The organism is Lacticaseibacillus songhuajiangensis, assembly GCF_003946025.1.
GTDB lineage: Bacteria > Bacillota > Bacilli > Lactobacillales > Lactobacillaceae > Lacticaseibacillus > Lacticaseibacillus songhuajiangensis.
In genome coordinates, this window is record NZ_RHNR01000011.1 from 1 (window position 1) to 17,249 (window position 17,249).

Below are 17,249 nucleotides of genomic sequence, written 5' to 3' on the forward strand. Positions count from 1 at the left end.
AAGTATTATTGTGTGGAGACGTGGCGCGAACTTTCGCCACGGCTTCACACAATAATACCGGGAGCGCAGAGTTGACGATGGTTTTTGCTGCAACTCTGCCAGCGGAAGACCGCGATAGCGGGCTGAAGCGGTCCCCGCCCGACGTAGTTCCCGGAGCGTAGCCCAAGCGCACCACCACTGGAGTTGCCGACCCACCGCCTAGCGGCGGTTTGAAAACAAACCCAAGCGTAAAGCGCACCCTTGCGGGTGCGGATTTACGTTGACGGACAGCGATTACCCCTCCAGTGTCTGCTGCAGCTTACGCATGATAGGGCTCAGTAATTGCTGTTTGCGGGTTACGACCGCGATGGAGAAGCGTGGTTGCCCGGATCCGAGTAGCGGGATGACGCGCAAGCCGTCTTCAGGACGTAGCGCCAGCGTTGCCAGTAGCGCGACGCCGACATCCTGCGCCACCATCTGTTTGAGCAATTGGAAGTCGCTGGTGCGGAAAGCGATTGGCGGATTGATGTTCGCCTTGGTGCGCATGGCCGTGAAGACCTGGTCGTGAACGAAGCCTTCGGTCATCGCAATGAAGGGCGTGTTCGCTAAGGCGTGTACATCCAGTGGCAGGCTCAGTTCGCGCTTAGGACTAGTGATGATGGCAAAAGGTGTGGCACTGATTTCGTGAACGCGCAGGTCATCATCGGCAAGCGGACCCGCGCTGCCGAGCAAAGCCATGTCCACTTCGCCGCTGCGCAACTGGTGCAGCAGTTCCGCGGATCCGGCCTCGACGGTTTGCAGGTGGGTCATCAGGTTCTCCTCGACGAGGCGGGGAATGACCGTTGGCAGGTAAAAGTTACCAATAATAGGTGGCAGTCCGAGGCGGACCGTTTCCGTCTGCATGCCTGCCAATTCACTGTCAGCCTGCTGGAGTTCACCAAGAATGACGCGTACGTGGCGTGCGAACTGCCGTCCGGCCGGGGTGACCGTTAGGGTGTTGTGACTTTGGTCACGGTGCAATAGTTCGATACCATAACTCGTTTCGAGACGCTTGAGTGCGAGCGAGACGGTGGGTTGACTGACGCCAAAATGGTCAGCAACTGCAGAAAAATTTTTTATTTCGACAAGTTTTGCAAAGTACTCTAAATCGCGTGTATTCAAAACGTACCTCCAGCAGGGGTTTGCGGGTTCATATAAATATATTTTATCACTCCTGCCGAGTTTGACTATATTTTTTATGGGCATGTATGCTGACTCTCGGATAGTAAATATTAACAAAAAATAAGTTAACCAGTTGGAGGCAGAAACATGAAATACACACCAGAACAAATTTTGAACGACCCATTCCTGAACAAGGGTACCGCCTTTTCTAAGGAAGAACGTCAGCAGTTTGGCCTTGCCGGCATCCTGCCACCTGCCGTGCAGACCCTTGACCAGCAGGTCGCACAGACCTACGCGCAGTTGCAGCGCAAGGACAGCCCACTTGAAAAGCGGATCTTCCTGATGGATATCTTCAACCACAACCACGTGCTTTTCTACAAGCTCTTCTCCCAGCACATCGCTGAATTCATGCCAATCGTGTACGACCCAACGATTGCTGACACCATTGAAAACTACAGCGCGCTCTTCATCGAACCACAGAACGCCGTTTACCTGAACATCGACGAACAAGATGACATCGAAAGTGCCATCAAGAACGGTGCGAACGGCCGCGATATTCGTCTCATCGTTGTGACCGACGCTGAAGGAATTCTCGGGATTGGTGACTGGGGTACACAGGGTGTCGACATTGCCGTTGGTAAGCTGATGGTTTACACCGCCGCTGCCGGCATTGACCCAAGCAAGGTGTTGCCAGTTGTTCTCGACGCCGGGACCAACAACGAATCACTGCTTAACGACGACCTGTACCTGGGTCTGCGCAAGAAGCGGGTATACGGCGACAAGTACTACACCTTCGTTGATAAGTTTGTGAACGCAGCGCGCGCGCAGTTCCCTAACCTCTACCTGCATTTTGAAGACTTCGGTCGGAGCAACGCCGCTAACCTGCTGACCAAGTACCAGCAGGAAATGACCACCTTCAACGATGACATCCAGGGGACCGGAATCATCGTGCTCGCCGGAATTCTCGGTGCGCTCAACATCTCCAAGCAGAAGATGACCGATCAGGTCTACATGAGTTTTGGTGCCGGAACTGCCGGTGCTGGGATTACCAAGCGCATCTACGACGAATACCTCCAGCAGGGGATGGACGCCAAGGAAGCACGCAAGCACTTCTACCTCGTTGACAAGCAGGGTCTGCTCTTTGATGATGACCCAACATTGACGCCTGAACAGAAGCCTTTTGCCCGCAAGCGCAGTGAATTTGCCAACGCTGACGAACTGACCAGCTTGGAAGCTGCCGTTAAGGCTGTGCACCCAACAGTTCTGGTCGGGACCAGCACGGTTCCTGGTACCTTCACGGAAGGTGTTGTTAAGGAAATGGCTGCCCACACGGAGCGTCCAATCATCTTCCCACTGAGCAACCCAACCAAGCTTGCTGAAGCCAAGGCTGAAGACCTGATTGCCTGGACTGATGGGAAGGCCCTAGTTGCAACCGGGATTCCTGCCGCACCTGTTGAGTACAAGGGCGTGACTTACGAAATCGGGCAGGCCAACAACGCTCTCGTTTACCCAGGTCTTGGCCTTGGTACCATCGCCGCAACGGCAACCCGCCTGTCTGACGGTATGATTTCCGCTGCTGCCCACAGTCTGGGTGGCATCGTGGATCCTAGCGAAGCGGGCGCTGCTGTTTTACCACCAGTTAAGAAGCTTGACGTCTTCAGCCAGACGGTTGCTAACGCCGTCGCTGCTGAAGCAGTTGCTGAAAAGCTGAATGCTGACGAAATCAGTGACGTCAAGAAGGCTGTCGCCGACATGAAGTGGGAACCTGAATACAAGCCACTCCAGGACGTGCAGATTCAGGACTAATTAGCGGGATGCAAAATGTGTGCGCAAGCTTGTCGCTTGGTGCACATGCTGCATCATCATTGAGGAGGTAACATTGTGACTGCTTTAACAACATCCATTCAGAGCATTTTGACCATCGTGCTCATCATTGCTCTGGGTTACATTTTACAAACTAAGGGCTGGTTCGACGACAAGTTCGGCGGCACCATCTCTAACTTGCTGATGAAGGTGGCACTGCCAGCATCCATCTTCACGTCCGTTCTCGAACGCCTGACCTTGAACAAGTTGATTAGCTTGTCCAGCGGTCTGGTTTACGGCTTCGGTGGCGTCATCTTGGGCTACATCATCGCCTTCATTCTCGTGAAGGTCTTGAAGGTGCGTCCAGGCCGGCGCGGGACCTTTATCAACATGTTCGTTAACGCCAACACCATCTTCATCGGCCTGCCACTGAACATGGCGCTCTTCGGTGACAAGGCGCTCCCATACTTCCTGGTTTACTACGTGGTCAACACGGTATCGACCTGGACACTGGGTGCCTTCCTGATGGCAAACGACGATCCAACGAAGGTGAAGGGCGAAGCTTCTGGTAACTTTAACTGGAAGAAGCTGCTGCCACCACCACTGCTTGGTTTCTTGGTAGCGCTGGTCTTCTTGCTACTGCGGATTCCGTTCGTCCACGTGCAGGCTTTGAGCTTTGCTGTGAACACGCTGGACTACGTGGGTAGCCTGGTAACACCACTGTCCCTGATTTACATCGGGATTGTGCTGGCAAAAGCCGGCCTCGGCAGCATTCGTTTCGACCGCGACACTATCGTGGCCTTGCTCGGCCGTTTCGTACTCGCTCCAGCACTGATTACGATGCTGATTGTGCTTGGCGCACACGCGGGCTTCGGTCTGCCTAGCCTTGAAGCACAGACCCTCATCGTGCAGGCCAGTGCACCTGGCCTTGCCGTTCTGCCAATCCTGGCTGATCAGGCACATGGTGATGTTAAGTACGCCACCAACGTGGTCACAACCTCAACCGTACTCTTCGCAATTGTTGTTCCAGTTGTGATGATGCTGATTCAGGGGATGTAATACTCAAAAAAGGATGAGCCTTGGCTCATCCTTTTTTGATACCTTCGCTGTCCGTCAGCGTAAGTCCGTGCCCGCAATGGTGAGTTTTGCACTTTAAGCAGTTTTCATAACGCCGCAAGGCGGTGGGGTCGGCAACTCCGGTGGTGGTGCGCTTGGGCTGCGCTCCGGGAACTACGTCGGGCGGGGACCGCTTCAGCCCGCTATCGCGGTCTTCCGCTGGCGGAGTTGCCGCAAGAACGGCGTCAACTCCGCGCTCCCGAGATGATTGTGTGCAGCCACGACGGCAAGTGCGGCCGTCCTGTCTCCAGACAATCATCTTTTCGCCCGACTTCGTTCCCTGCGCTTCGCCCAAGCACACCACCACCTCCGTGGCCGACACGTTACTGTGTGGGAAACATCCCCATGGCCGAGTGACAACGCACCGAAACGTCGGATAGACGTTCGGCTAGAAACTGAGTGATTAACTATCTCTAGTACTTGTAAAGGCCACTGTTGCGGTATCCAACACGCTCGAGAGCGCAGTGTATAGATTGTTGCCCTACTGTTTCCAGTGTTTGTCCATCTTCGTTTGGTGCTTCCACTAGCGTAACCTGAAACTTTCGTCACCACACTCATGTGAATGCTCGTCGGAACTGGGGCGGATTGGCGACAGCGGACGGGAAGGGGGTGCGTGCCCACGAAAATGGCAGTGTATGTTTCGCACATGAACTTCGTGCGAAATGTACACCGCCATTTTCGTTAGGAGCGCGATTTTGACGCTGGGTTTGCGGCAAAATCGCCAGTGGAAGACAGCACAGCTGGCTGGAACGGTCCCACGCACCCCCTTCCCGGGAGCAAAGCTAATCCGCCCCAGTTTCGACCTTCGGTCTAACCACTATTTTCATCCTTGCGGATGATTTAATTGAAATTTTCAACGCTTACGTTGACGGACAGCGTGCAGCGGTAAAGACCCAAAAATCTTCACATTTCGGCCTGATTTATTTCATAGCCCGCCGGTATAGTAATCAACATAGAAGAGCGGCAAGGAAAACCGCTCCTCCTCCCAAAATAGAAACTAACTTCTTCTTCATTTTCTACTCCTCATAATGTGATCACCACGGGGGCCGCTAACTCCGAGGTGAACGAAAAGGGCAGGTGTCTGGACGCACCTGCTCTTTTTGTATGCCTTTAGTCACCTTGTTCACCAATCCACGCCGCACGTTGTTGCAACGCAGTCTGCAGTCGTTCTGGTACGGAGACCAGCGTGATCTCGGTGCCGAGAAACAGTAGCCAGTTGACCGCCGCGTCGAGATTTTCGTGCTCGGCAATTGGCAGTTGCAGGCGCGCCGTCGCCTGGTAGGGATGGGTGTAAGTGAGTTGCGCATTTTGCGGGTGGTATTTCTTGAATTGGTGAATGGCGCCTTGCCGCAAGTTGGCAATCAGTTGCTGCGGGCCGGCCGCATTTTGCCAGGCTATGGCCGTTTTTGTTGAGATTTGATGATCTGCGTCGCTTGCAGACACGAGGTCGTCAACCGCGATGAGACGTTGCGCGTGGTTGTCGACATCAAGGCCGACTAATTGCCAGGTATCCGCATCCCGGAACAGGTGTTGAACGTAGAGGGTAAACGTACTGCCGCTCGTGAGATGCAGATTGAGGGTGCGTGCATCTAGCAGTAATTGAATGAGTTTTTCCAGCTGTGGGTGGGCGATGTCAGACAGGTCGAGCAGATTGGGATTACGCGTGTTGGTACCCGGGAAGCGCAACAGGTCGTTAAGCACAATAAGTGACTCTTGCTGTTGCGGCGGGATGAGGCCGAGCAACTTTTCCGCAAGTGTTTGCCGGCTACGCAGATAAGGCAACTGCTGGTTGCGCGAGGCCATGAAGGCGATGAAGAGCGCCTTCACTTGTTCGTCGGTGAAACGGATGGCCGGCAGCAGCGAGTTGTGCATCACCGCGTAGCCGCCTTCGCGGCCAACGGTGGCTTCGAGGGGCATCCCGAGTGTTTCGATTTCGCGAATGTCACGCAGCGCGGTGGAACGTGAAATGCCGAATTCAGTCATGAGATCGTGCAGGGTAAACACGCCACGGTTGTTCATGTAGCGCATCATCGTGTTGATTCGTTCTGTTTTCTGCATGCAGCCTCCGTAAAAGGTTCAAAATTTGACACCATTATACCCTATAATCGAAACCGTTAAAGAGTTCAGCAAATCAAAGGAGAATATTCACATGACAAATTACACTATCGCAACTCAGCCTGCTTTCAGCATTCTCGGTATTGGAACCGAACTGAAGAGTCATTACACCGACTTCGCGGGGATGGCCGCCGAGAAGAGTGCTTTCTGGAATGCAGTGCAAGCGGACGGCCGGCTGGAGGAACTGCAGGCGATTGCCGCAGACAACAAGCTGTTCTTCGTCAATGAAGCCTACCAGAACAAAATGATGTACTACGTGGCCGTTCGTAGTGACAAGGATTTCGCGAGTGCCGACCGCCGCATTGAATTCCCAGCTGGTGAATATGTCCTCGTCGATGGCACCGGTGCAGATGCCTACAGTGCGGCTGAAGGTGTGATCGGTGCAGCCTTTGGCGGCGTGCTGGGGCAGCTGAGTGACGTGGCTTACGTTGGTGGGCCAAACGCCGCCGCAGTTGAAGCGCAGACTGACGGTACATACGCCGCGAAGATGTACATTCCGGTCGTGCGCAACTAGTCTGTTTCCAATATGGGATGAATGTTCAAAAATAGTCGGGCAACGAACTCGTAGAGGGAATCGTTGCCCGGCTTATTTTGTAGACGTGTGGAATGGGAGGAGGAATATCAAGAAACTTGTATTTTTAATTGATGTATTTTTTTACGTTATCAGTCCAAAGGTGTATTCCATTTACCATTGAAAAGGTCTATTTTAGTAACGAGGATTAAGAAAAGCTAAAGTAGAAGGGGGACAACGTCGTGGGTGCAGCGGTTGTTGTAGCGGCGGTACTGTTAATCATTTTACTCGGGACGGATAATCCGTCCGCGGCGCGGAGCAATCGGCGCCATCATCAATAGTCAACTTTGTGGAGGAGTTAGCGATGGAAGAAACATCTCGGGTGGGGATGGGCCGGGCATTAGTCCTGTTCTTCAAGAATTATTTCAACTTTCACGGTCGTAGCACGCGCCGTGAGTACTGGTTTATGTTTTTGTGGTACGCCATCTTTGTGGTGCTGGCCTTTGTGTATTTTGGCACAGTGCTCATTCAGATTCTGGCGCACAACAAGACAGGTTTTTCGCCGAACTTATTAGTGGCGTTGGGGTTGCCGCTGATTATCTTTGTGCTGGTTGCCTTTGCAGTCCTGATTCCTTGGGTGGCGCTACAAGTGCGACGTTATCGCGATGCGGGAATTTCAGTATGGTGGTTGCTAGCGACTTACCTGCTGCCCCTCCTGCTCACGCGCACTGACATCTTTGGTGTCAGTGACACCATGAGTAACGTTTTGAGCACCATTGCTTTAGCGCTGGAAATAGCCAACTGGGTGATTGCGGCGCAGCCAAGTAAGCCCCGTGAAACGGAGGAACTTTCGTGATGGGAACGCAAAAGGTTAGCTTTATCGAAGCGCTGCGGCTCTTCTTCAAGAATTACGCCAATTTCCGCGGGCGCAGTAGCCGCAGTGAGTACTGGTACATGTTCTTGTGGAATGCCATTTATAGCGCCATTATGGAAGTTTGGGTGTTCATGGCAATTCTGCACATGCCGCTCATGGGGAACAATTACACCTTGCCAAGTATTTTGCGGGCACTGATGGCGCCGCTGATTGTAGTGGCGGTGGTGAGCGTAGCGACGCTGGTACCGTGGGTCAGCCTGAGTGTTCGTCGCTTCCGCGATGCCGATTACTCGCCGTGGTACTTGCTGCTGACAATGGCGCTGCCGGCGGTCTTATTGTCACTGTCGAACAACGTCTTCACGACGTTTGGCAATGTTTGCACCGTGGTGGGGCTGGCGCTGGTAATTGCACACATGGTGATGATGGCGCGGCGGTCGATGCCGGCGTTCCATAACTAAGGGTATTTATAGTTCTGGAGGCAAGCAAAATGCAGTTTAACGCGCAACAGTTAGCTGTCATCGCGACTTTAACACCGCGCGCCCAGCAGGTGTGCGGACTCATCATGTGGATGGACGCACCAGATCACGAAATCATTATGCCTCGCAGTCAGTTTTACGCGCGTCTGCATTATTTCCCGCGCAATGACAACATGATGGCCATTCAGCAGGAAGTGGCTGCAATGACGCGTGAATTGCGCGCCAGCGTGCTTCCCCAGTTCATGATTCACCTTGGCGATAATGACCTCGGTGAAGATGAGATGCTGTACACAATTAGTTACTGATAACGCTATGAACGATCAGGCATGGCCGCGGCCATGCCTTTTTCATGCAGTATTAATGAATCAATATCGTTGAGGTGGTATCATGAAAGTGTTGCCAACCTTATTATGACGGTGAAAGAAGGACTTGAAGATGACAAAACCATTAGCTAAGTACATTGACCACACGCTGCTCAAACCAGAAGCGACACGTGCGCAGATTGAGGAGATTCTCGCGCAGGCGCGGGAATACGATTTTGCGTCCGTTTGTATCAACCCGTACTGGGTGAAGACAGCGGCGGAGGGTCTGGCAGACAGCGATGTGAATGTCTGCACCGTAATTGGGTTCCCACTGGGCGCCAACACCACGGCGATTAAGGTGGCCGAGGCCAAATCCAGCATCGCTGACGGTGCGGATGAGTGCGACATGGTGCTCAACATTGGTGAACTGAAGGGTGGCAACGATGCCGCTGTGCAGGCTGACATCGCTGCTGTTGCGGATGCGGTGCACGCAGAGGGCAAGCTGCTGAAGGTCATCATCGAGTGCGTTTTGCTGACGGATGAGGAGAAGGTGCGTGCCTGCAAGTTGAGTGCGGCCGCTGGTGCGGACTTCGTGAAGACCAGCACAGGCTTTGCTGGCGGCGGCGCAACGGTGCACGACGTTGCCCTGATGCGCAAGACCGTCGGCGACAAGCTGCAAGTTAAGGCGGCGGGCGGTATTCACACGTACGCAGACGCCAAGGCGCTAATTGCTGCCGGTGCCGACCGACTGGGCGCTAGCGCTGGTGTCGCCATTATGAAAGAAGCGGGGGAAGCTAATGACTAAAGAAGTAAAGTACGACCGGATTTTTGCAATTGTGACCGATTCCGTGGGGATTGGGGCCGCACCAGATGCCGCTAAGTATGGCGACGAGGGTGCTGACACTTACGGCCACATCAGTGAATTCAAGGGGGCCGACTGGCAATTACCAAACCTGCTCAAGCTCGGTTTGGGTAATATCCGCGCCGATAAGCCAATGCTGGGCCTGAAGCCAGTGGCCAAGCCGCTGGGTGCGTTCGGCAAAATGCAGGAAATCTCTGCCGGTAAGGACTCCATGGATGGGCACTGGGAAATGATGGGCCTGCCGGTTATGGAACCACTTGGCTTCTTCCCGAACGGCTTCCCGCAGGAATTGCTCGACAAGATTAGCGATTTTGCTGGCCGCAAGATCATTGTTAACAAACCGTACTCTGGTACCGAGGTCATCCACGATTACGGGGATGAGCAGCTGGCGACCGGCGACCTGATTGTTTACACTTCCGGCGACTCTGTGCTCCAGATTGCCGCCAACATCGACATCATTCCGCTGAAGGAACTCTACCGCATTTGTGAATACGCCCGCAGCATCACCCGCACGGCGCCTTACCACATTGGCCGCGTGATTGCGCGTCCTTACACCTACGTGGATAAGGACAACTTCACCCGGACCAGTGACCGCCACGACTACACGCTCTTGCCAGACGGCCCGACCGACCTTGACCGTTTGCAAAAGGCGGGCGTGCCAACGTATGGTGTTGGCAAAATTAACGACATCTTCTCCGGTCAGGGGATTGACGATGGCGTGCACACCGTCAGCAATGAAGACGGCATGAACCAGACGATCGCTCAGGTGAAGAGTGACCGCAAAGGCTTCATCTTCACTAACCTGGTTGATTTTGACGCGATGTACGGCCACCGTCGGAATCCAGAAGGCGACGCACAAGCGCTGGAGCTCTTTGACAAGCAGCTCGGTGAATTCCTAGCCAACATGCGGCCAAGCGACTTGCTACTGATTACTTCTGACCACGGCAACGACCCGACTTACAAGGGGACGGACCACACCCGCGAATTCGTGCCACTGCTGGCCTACAGTCCTTCGATGCAGGGCAATGTGAACCTGGGTATTCGCAAGCCATTTAGCGACCTTGGTGCCACTATTTTGGACAACTTCAACGTGGCCAATGGCGAATACGGGACATCATTCCTGGACCAGTTGCAGTAAGCGCAAGGACAGCCTAAGGAGGAGATTGCATGAGTATTCACATTAACGCACCAGCCGGCAGTATTGCCGATACGGTCTTGCTGCCCGGCGACCCGCTGCGCGCCAAGTACATGGCGGAGAACTACCTGCAAGACGTGACGCTGTACAACAGTGTGCGTGACGCCTTCGGTTACACTGGCACGTACAAGGGTAAGCGCATCTCGGTTCAAGCGACCGGGATGGGGATTCCGTCCATTTCCATCTACGCGACTGAATTGATGCGCGACTATGGCGTGCAAAATTTGATTCGCACCGGTACTTGTGGCGGGATGGCCGACCGCGTGCAGTTGCGTGATATTGTGCTGGGCCAGGCGTCCAGTACGGACAGTTCCATCATTGCCAATACTTTTGGCCCTGGGGTGTACTTTGCACCGACCGGTGATTTTGAGCTACTGACCACGGCGGCCGGTATTGCCAAGGACGCTGGCTACCGCACCTTGGTCGGCAACGTTCTGGGTGAAGATCGCTTCTACAATGACGAGCTCGACAAGCAAAAGTTGATGGATTACGGCGTGCTGGCCACCGAAATGGAGACGCCCGCACTGTACCTGCTCGCGGCGAAGTACCACCGCCGCGCGCTGGCCATCATGACTGTGTCCGATCACCTCGGGCGCGATGAGCACCTGTCTGCCGACGAGCGGCAACTGACTCTGGACGACATGCTGACGATTGGTTTTGAAACCGCAGCAACTGTTGCCAAGAGTGCCGAATAAGACCAAATTAAAACCACCTGTTTTGCAAGCACAAGGGCTGCAGAACAGGTGGTTTTTGCGTGTTAGCGAATTTTGCGGAGTACCGCGTTCATATCAACGGGAGTGCCAGCCTTACGTAGGTCGTGGTACTCGCCCGCAGCGGTGAACAGCAGGTCGGCCGCGGAGTTGACGGCCGTTTCCACCGCGTCTTGAATGACGCCGATGATGAAGCCAATACCGACGACCTGCATCGCGATGTCATTGCTGATACCGAAGATGCTGGCGGCCATCGGAATGATGAGCAGTGAACCGCCGGCGATACCGGACACACCGGTCGAAGCTAGCGCCGTCAGCAGGCACAAAATGATGGCGAGGGGTAAGGTGACGTGCACGCCGAGAGTGAAGCAAGTGGCGAGCGTCATGATGGCGATGGTGATGGCCGCGCCGCCACTGTTAGCGCTGGCGCCGAGAGGAATGGAGACGGCGTAGGACTTCTCACTCAGACCGAGCTTTTTGCAGGCGCCGAGGTTAATGGGGATGTTCACGGCGCCGCTGCGGGTGAAAAAGGCAGGAATGCCGGATTCCTTCAGCGTCCACAGGGTGAGTGGGAACGGATTTTGCCGCGTTGCCAGCCAGACCATGAAGGCATAAAGTCCCAGATACGCGACAGCCATGGTGGCAACGAGCAGCACGACCAACTGCGTGTACTTGGCAACACCAGCAAACCCGGTGCTGCTGACGGTGTCAAAGAGCAAACCGGCCACCCCGAGTGGTGCGAATTCAATGATGAAACTGGCCGCCTTACCGACCGCATTGGTGAAGTCAGTGAGAACCTTCTTGGTGCTAACGCTGGCGTGGCGCAGAGCGGCGCCGAGGACCAGTGCCCAAAAGAGGATGGACAGGTAGTTACCGTCCGTCATTGCGGCAATGGGATTACTGACCGCGCTGACGAAGAGGTTGCTGAGCACGGTGCCCAGGTCTTTCGGCGCGGGGGTCGCAACTTTGGCGGCTTCAGGCAAAATAAGTTTGATGCGGAACATGAAACTGGCAATGATGCCCAGTGCCGCGGAGAGCACCGTCCCGAAGACGTACGTCACGACGATAGTCTTAATGTGACTATTATCCCCGCGTTCGAATTTGGAAATGGCCGTCATGATAATGAAGAAAACCAAGATTGGGGCGATTCCCTTGAGGGCGCCGACGAAAAGCTGGCCGAAGATGCTGATGAAATGCCAAGACGGCACGAGTAGGCCGAGGGCAACCCCGACGATGAGGCCGGCGATGATGCGGATGATGAGGCTGAGATTACGGTAACGCTCGAAAATGGCGTTCGCCCTCCTTTTAGATGGAAACTACGAAATAATTGCTTCTAATATCATACCTTGCCACGTCCTGTGATGCTACTTTGTCAGGGCTTGACGCCGGGAATGGGCCGGATTAGCTACGTGGTCGGTAGCGGTCCGGCGGGGACCGCTGCAGCCTCCTCCGGAGTCTTCCGCTGGCGGATTTGCCGAAAATCGCGTCAAATCCGCACTCCCGAGATGATTGTGTAAAGCCGCTGCGCGTCTTCAAACAATCATCTTTTCGCCGGCCCACTGCCGCCCACTCCGCTAATCCGGCCCATTCCCTACTGTGGTGGTAACAGTATTATGCATTGGTTACCAGATTGCCTGTAGCACTCAGAATAAATTAGTAATCAGCCAATACAACGCTTTACTTTAGATGGTTGTGCGAATTATAGAACTGGAGGCAATGGTGCGTTGATTTACCACCCAGCATGGCTGATGAATTAGAGCGGAATATTGCGGCACCTTGTGTGACACGACTCTGTTACCTCGAGTGAAGGAGGCGATGGCGGAGTGGATCAGTGCTCAACTGTAGAGACTGGTGGAAAGTGGCGCAGTCAATGGGGGTGTAGTGGCGCAAAGAAAATGAGCAGTGTATGCCCGGCGTGATTCTTGCCGGGTGTACACCGCTCATTTTCTAGGGAGCGCGGATTTGACGTGGGCTTCGGCAAATCCGCCAGCGGAAGACTCCTAAGGAGGCTGTAGCGGTCCCCGCCACGGAACCCCCATTGACGGAGCCACTTTTCGCCAGTTCCGACATTAAAGAACACCCAACCAGTTTTCACCACAATATCCGTAATGTGTCGCTGATTTCAGAAAATTGATTTACGTCAATTAAAGGAATGACTAAGATAGGTAACATGTGTAACGTACAAACGCGCTAACAAGCGGAGGTGTGATCACCGGGTTTGCATAAATCCGGGGGTTACCCCTTTTTAATTGAAAAGAGGGTCGACAGTTTCATCATGAAGAAGAACTACTTTAGCGAACATCATTTTGGCGCGCTGATTGCGTGGCTGGTAGCCATCATTCTTGCCGTCGTCTTCCTGCCGAACATCTCGCAACTGGTCCGTGATTACGGCCAGACCAAGATTCCTGCCAGTGCGCAGAGTCAGGTTGCGAATGCGATTCAGAAAGATTGGGGCCGCGGGCAAGGCAATACGCGGCAGGTGGTTGTTGTCTTTAGCAACGGCGACAATAAACTCACTGCTACCCAAAAAGACAATATTAAAGACACCGTATCACGCCTGCGTGATAACGATGACAAGCTGCACATCAAGGACGTGCTTGCCCCTAACGACAACGCCGCGACCAAGAAGCAACTGATTTCTAAGGACAAGACGACCGAGCTGGTTCAACTGCAAGTTGATAAGAAACAGCAAGTTCGCAACATGACTAAGGACATCACGAGCGCGGCCAAGACCAATGGCGTGAAAACCTACGTCACTGGTGGTGACATCCTGAACGACGATTTCCAGCAGGAAACCGAAGAGGGGATTAAGAAGACCGAGATCATTGCGGCCATCTTCATCTTCATCGTGCTCGTTTTGGTTTTCCGTTCACCCGTTGTGCCGCTGGTTTCCCTGGCGACCGTTGGGGTAGCGGTCATCACCTCTCTCAGCGTGGTTATGAACCTTGTGTCCCACGTCGGGTTCCCACTGTCCTCGTTCACGCAAGTGTTCCTGGTCGTGGTCCTGTTTGGGATTGGAACTGACTACAACATTTTGCTGTATGACCAATATAAGGAAGAGCTTAGCGGCGGGCTGGATCCCGTCGCGGCGACCAATAAGGCTCGCAAAATTGCTGGGCGCACCATCCTCTACAGTGGGAGCTCCCTGCTGATTGGGTTCAGCGCGCTGGGTCTCGCCAAATTCTCCATTTACCAATCTGCTGTTGGGGTTGCCGTGGGGGTTGCGGTGCTGCTGCTCGTCCTGCTCACCTTGAACCCATTCTTTATGGCGATTTTGGGCAAGCGGATGTTCTGGCCGACTAAGAATTTTGCCGGTGGTTCTCGGAGCAAAATGTGGGCACGCCTCTCTAAGAGCGCCGTGTTCCACCCATTGCTGGCACTTGGCTTGGTCATTATTTTGGCCATTCCGGCTGTGGTTACCTACAACAATAATCTGAACTACGACACGACTGCCGAACTGGCGGACGGCTTGCCTGCCAAGGTCGGCTTCCGCGTTGTGCAGAAGCACTTCTCCAAGGGGACGGCGGAACCGGCCACCCTCTACATTCAGAGCGATAAGCCCCTGAACAGGGAGAAGTACCTGCGCATCATTGACCGTGTCAACAAGAAGCTTGCCAGCGAAGACGGCGTCAAGACCGTCGCGTCCGTGACCGAACCTGCCGGTAGCAGCGTTAAGGCGCTGTACGAAGGCAAGCAGCTCGGAACCGTGACGTCTGGGATGAGCGATGCCGGTGCCGGTCTGGCCAAGATTAACAAGGGTCTGACCGCTGCTAGCAAGAAGATTGGTAAGACGGACATGGCCAGCGGCCTCGATGGCGTGAAGACCATGATTGCTGGCACTAACCAGCTTATGACTGGGAGTACCGCGATCACCAGCGGTGCCGACCAGCTCGCTGATGGCAGTGGCCAACTCGCCAGTGCCACCCAGCAGCTGACGAGTGGTGCTAGTGTCCTCGAAAGTGGCATCGGAACCCTCGACTCTGGCCTGCAAAAGTTGTCCAGCAACTCCGGCACGGTTGATGCTGGTGTTGACCAGCTCAGCAGCCAGAGTGCACAGCTGCCGCTTGCAATTGCGGGGCTTGCTGCATACAACCAGCAGATTAACAGCGGCACCAAGCAGCTGTCGACTGCACTGGCCGCGGGTCAGAACCAGCTGAATGGCCTCAGCAGTCAGCAGGCAAACATGAAGTCCATCCTTAGCCAGGCGCAGACCCTGCAGCAAGAACTGACTACTGCCAAGACGATGCTCAGCCAGGCTAACTCGATGCTGACGATGCTCGATCAGGCCAGCGCAAGCAAGGATACGTTGCAGAGCATGGCCACCATGGCCGGTTCTCTGGGCACTTTGCAGAGCACGCTGACTAAGACGATTACTACTACTGCAACCAATGATGGTGAAATTGCCGAGTTGGCAAAGGGTCTTGCCGGGTCATCAGACGCTGCAACGGCGGCCACTGGAACCAAGATTGCCACACTCGCTGGTGAAAACGTGCAGAGCGACCAGGCCTTGTCTTCCGGTCTCAAGACCAGCCTCGCTGGCCTCAGCAACGTTGACAGTAGCACCATCAGCCAGTTGTCCGCCTTGGCCAAGGCCATTCCGGATGCCAGTGAAGTGGCTAAGCTGAAGACACAGCTGAACGCAACTAGTCAGATGGTGGATAACGCCAGCACCCTGCTGAGCGAAACCAGCAATCTGGGTAGTTCTTTGAACAAACTCAGTGCATTGCCAACACAGATGGCTGCGCTGAGTGCCGGTCTGCAGAAGTTGCAGGCCGCTACGGGTCAGGCTTCCAGCATTGCGACCCAGTTGAACAGCAAGGTTAACGGTAGTGGCGTTAACTTGTCGAGTCAGGCAAGCATTCAGTCCACAATCGGTAACTCCACGCTCAGCAGTCAGCTTCAGCAGCTGGCCAGTGGCATTAAGACCTACACGGCCGGTGTTGACACTGCCGCTAACGGTAGCAGTCAGCTTTATACTGGTGCAGGCACGCTCGCAAGTGGTGCCGGTCAGATTACGACTGGCGCGACAAAACTGCAAAGCGGTGCCAGCACCTTGGCAAGCAAGACACCTGAACTGACAAGTGGCTTGAGCCAGGAACTGAGTGGTCAAAAGACCATGTACAGCACACTCCAGGGTGTGGTTGGCCAGATGAAGACGCTCCAAAGCGGTCTGGAAACAGCCGGTAAGGGTGTCGGAACCGTGAACAAGGGTGTTGGCTCTGCTAACTCTTACCTCACGGGTCTGAAGAATTCTGCGGCCGCCGATGATTACTACGTGCCAAAGAAGGTTCTGAAGGGTAAGACTTACGGTCAGGCCATTGATTCCTACATGTCCAGTGATCACAAGACCACGAAGATGACCATCGTTCTCGACACTGACCCAGCAGCTTATAAGTCCATGAACCGAATTGATAAGATGCAAAAGGTTGTGCAGAACGAACTGAAGGGCACTGCACTCAAGAATGCGAAGGTCGCCATTGGTGGCCAGACCGCTGAAACTAGCGATACGCACAAGATTGCAAGCAGTGACTTCATGCGGACTGCAGCCATCATGGTTGTCGGCATTTTGCTGGCACTGATGCTGGTTACCCGCTCCATCTTGCAGCCGTTCTACATCATTGGAACGCTACTCCTCGCGTACATCGCTTCTCTTGGGATTACGCGTCTGCTGTCGACCTGGATTCTGGGTCAGCCGCAGCTCACCTGGAACACGCCGTTCTTCACCTTCGTGATGTTACTCGCGCTGGGTGTTGACTACAGCATCTTCCTGATGATGAAGTATCGTGAATACGGCACGCAGGTTCCGAACCCGAAGGCACGCATTATGAGTGCCAGCGGGGTCATCGGGGCGGTTGTCATCTCCGCTGCGATTATCCTGAGTGGGACCTTTGCAGCCCTGATGCCATCCGGCGTGTTGACGCTGATTCAGGTTGCTATGGGGGTTATCGTCGGGCTCGTTCTGCTCGTCATCTTCATCCCAATCATCCTGCCAGCGCTGATTAGCCTGACTTACGGTGGGGACACCAAGGAAGGCAAGCACGAAGCATAATTGCGTTAACAAAGGGACCGTCGGCATTTAATGTCGGCGGTCTTTTTGTTGAACGTGCTGTCGCCCGCATGAAACATTTTGCCATGCAGCCGTTAA

General features: G+C 54.3%; 13 protein-coding genes. 10 read left to right on the plus strand and 3 right to left on the minus strand.

Annotated features, from left to right (window positions below; translation table 11 throughout):
* Positions 1–273: 273 nt before the first annotated feature.
* Positions 274–1,140 carry a LysR family transcriptional regulator gene (locus EKM97_RS04360; RefSeq protein WP_164507431.1) on the minus strand — a complete coding sequence of 289 codons (867 nt, stop codon included), beginning with the start codon at positions 1,138–1,140 and terminating at the stop codon, positions 274–276.
* Between the two features lie 147 nt (positions 1,141–1,287).
* Here EKM97_RS04360 and EKM97_RS04365 point away from each other — a divergent pair, with 147 nt between their 5' ends.
* Both EKM97_RS04365 and EKM97_RS04370 read left to right on the plus strand, forming a co-directional pair.
* Positions 1,288–2,946 carry a malolactic enzyme gene (locus tag EKM97_RS04365; RefSeq protein WP_125571065.1) on the plus strand — a complete coding sequence of 553 codons (1,659 nt, stop codon included), beginning with the start codon at positions 1,288–1,290 and terminating at the stop codon, positions 2,944–2,946.
* Positions 2,947–3,021: 75 nt separating this feature from the next.
* Positions 3,022–4,002 carry an AEC family transporter gene (locus EKM97_RS04370; RefSeq protein ID WP_125571066.1) on the plus strand — a complete coding sequence of 327 codons (981 nt, stop codon included), beginning with the start codon at positions 3,022–3,024 and terminating at the stop codon, positions 4,000–4,002.
* Positions 4,003–5,169: 1,167 nt separating this feature from the next.
* Here the strand turns inward: EKM97_RS04370 and EKM97_RS04375 are convergent.
* A complete protein-coding gene (locus tag EKM97_RS04375) occupies positions 5,170–6,117 on the minus strand; it encodes a helix-turn-helix transcriptional regulator (RefSeq protein ID WP_125571067.1) in 948 nt (315 codons plus the stop codon).
* A gap of 91 nt (positions 6,118–6,208) precedes the next feature.
* Here EKM97_RS04375 and EKM97_RS04380 point away from each other — a divergent pair, with 91 nt between their 5' ends.
* The 7 genes from EKM97_RS04380 (at position 6,209) to deoD (ending at position 11,089) form a co-directional block, all read left to right on the plus strand.
* Positions 6,209–6,688: an effector binding domain-containing protein gene (locus tag EKM97_RS04380; protein WP_125571068.1), complete on the plus strand. Its 480-nt coding sequence runs from the start codon at positions 6,209–6,211 to the stop codon at positions 6,686–6,688.
* Between the two features lie 361 nt (positions 6,689–7,049).
* Entirely contained in the window at positions 7,050–7,541 is a 492-nt protein-coding gene (locus tag EKM97_RS04385) for a DUF805 domain-containing protein (protein ID WP_125571069.1), read from the plus strand.
* Entirely contained in the window at positions 7,541–8,017 is a 477-nt protein-coding gene (locus EKM97_RS04390; protein WP_125571104.1) for a DUF805 domain-containing protein, read from the plus strand. Before EKM97_RS04385 ends, EKM97_RS04390 begins: the two co-directional genes overlap by 1 nt.
* A gap of 29 nt (positions 8,018–8,046) precedes the next feature.
* A complete protein-coding gene (locus EKM97_RS04395; RefSeq protein WP_125571070.1) occupies positions 8,047–8,340 on the plus strand; it encodes a hypothetical protein in 294 nt (97 codons plus the stop codon).
* 130 nt (positions 8,341–8,470) lie between these two features.
* Positions 8,471–9,142, plus strand: a complete 672-nt coding sequence (deoC, locus tag EKM97_RS04400) for a deoxyribose-phosphate aldolase (RefSeq protein ID WP_125571071.1) — start codon at positions 8,471–8,473, stop codon at positions 9,140–9,142.
* Complete coding sequence (locus EKM97_RS04405; RefSeq protein WP_125571072.1) at positions 9,135–10,337, plus strand: phosphopentomutase; 1,203 nt, start codon at positions 9,135–9,137, stop codon at positions 10,335–10,337. The genes deoC and EKM97_RS04405 overlap by 8 nt, the downstream gene beginning before the upstream one ends.
* Before the next feature lie 29 nt (positions 10,338–10,366).
* Positions 10,367–11,089, plus strand: a complete 723-nt coding sequence (gene deoD, locus EKM97_RS04410) for a purine-nucleoside phosphorylase (protein WP_125571073.1) — start codon at positions 10,367–10,369, stop codon at positions 11,087–11,089.
* A gap of 62 nt (positions 11,090–11,151) precedes the next feature.
* Here deoD and sstT read toward each other — a convergent pair whose 3' ends face one another.
* A complete protein-coding gene (sstT, locus tag EKM97_RS04415) occupies positions 11,152–12,393 on the minus strand; it encodes a serine/threonine transporter SstT (RefSeq protein ID WP_125571074.1) in 1,242 nt (413 codons plus the stop codon).
* 986 nt (positions 12,394–13,379) lie between these two features.
* Between sstT and EKM97_RS04420 the strand changes: the two genes are divergently transcribed.
* On the plus strand, positions 13,380–17,153 hold the full coding sequence (locus EKM97_RS04420) for an MMPL family transporter (protein WP_125571075.1): 3,774 nt from the start codon (positions 13,380–13,382) through the stop codon (positions 17,151–17,153).
* The last annotated feature ends 96 nt before the right edge of the window (positions 17,154–17,249 follow it).

Excerpts from the sequence above, each read along its gene's own strand:
- EKM97_RS04380 (WP_125571068.1), top strand. The coding sequence starts at position 6,209 with ATGACAAATTACACTATCGCAACTCAGCCTGCTTTCAGCATTCTCGGT.
- EKM97_RS04385 (WP_125571069.1), top strand. The coding sequence starts at position 7,050 with ATGGAAGAAACATCTCGGGTGGGGATGGGCCGGGCATTAGTCCTGTTC.
- EKM97_RS04365 (WP_125571065.1), top strand. The coding sequence starts at position 1,288 with ATGAAATACACACCAGAACAAATTTTGAACGACCCATTCCTGAACAAG.
- EKM97_RS04395 (WP_125571070.1), top strand. The coding sequence starts at position 8,047 with ATGCAGTTTAACGCGCAACAGTTAGCTGTCATCGCGACTTTAACACCG.
- EKM97_RS04390 (WP_125571104.1), top strand. The coding sequence starts at position 7,541 with ATGGGAACGCAAAAGGTTAGCTTTATCGAAGCGCTGCGGCTCTTCTTC.
- EKM97_RS04405 (WP_125571072.1), top strand. The coding sequence starts at position 9,135 with ATGACTAAAGAAGTAAAGTACGACCGGATTTTTGCAATTGTGACCGAT.
- EKM97_RS04420 (WP_125571075.1), top strand. The coding sequence starts at position 13,380 with ATGAAGAAGAACTACTTTAGCGAACATCATTTTGGCGCGCTGATTGCG.
- deoC (WP_125571071.1), top strand. The coding sequence starts at position 8,471 with ATGACAAAACCATTAGCTAAGTACATTGACCACACGCTGCTCAAACCA.
- deoD (WP_125571073.1), top strand. The coding sequence starts at position 10,367 with ATGAGTATTCACATTAACGCACCAGCCGGCAGTATTGCCGATACGGTC.
- EKM97_RS04375 (WP_125571067.1), bottom strand. The coding sequence starts at position 6,117 with ATGCAGAAAACAGAACGAATCAACACGATGATGCGCTACATGAACAAC.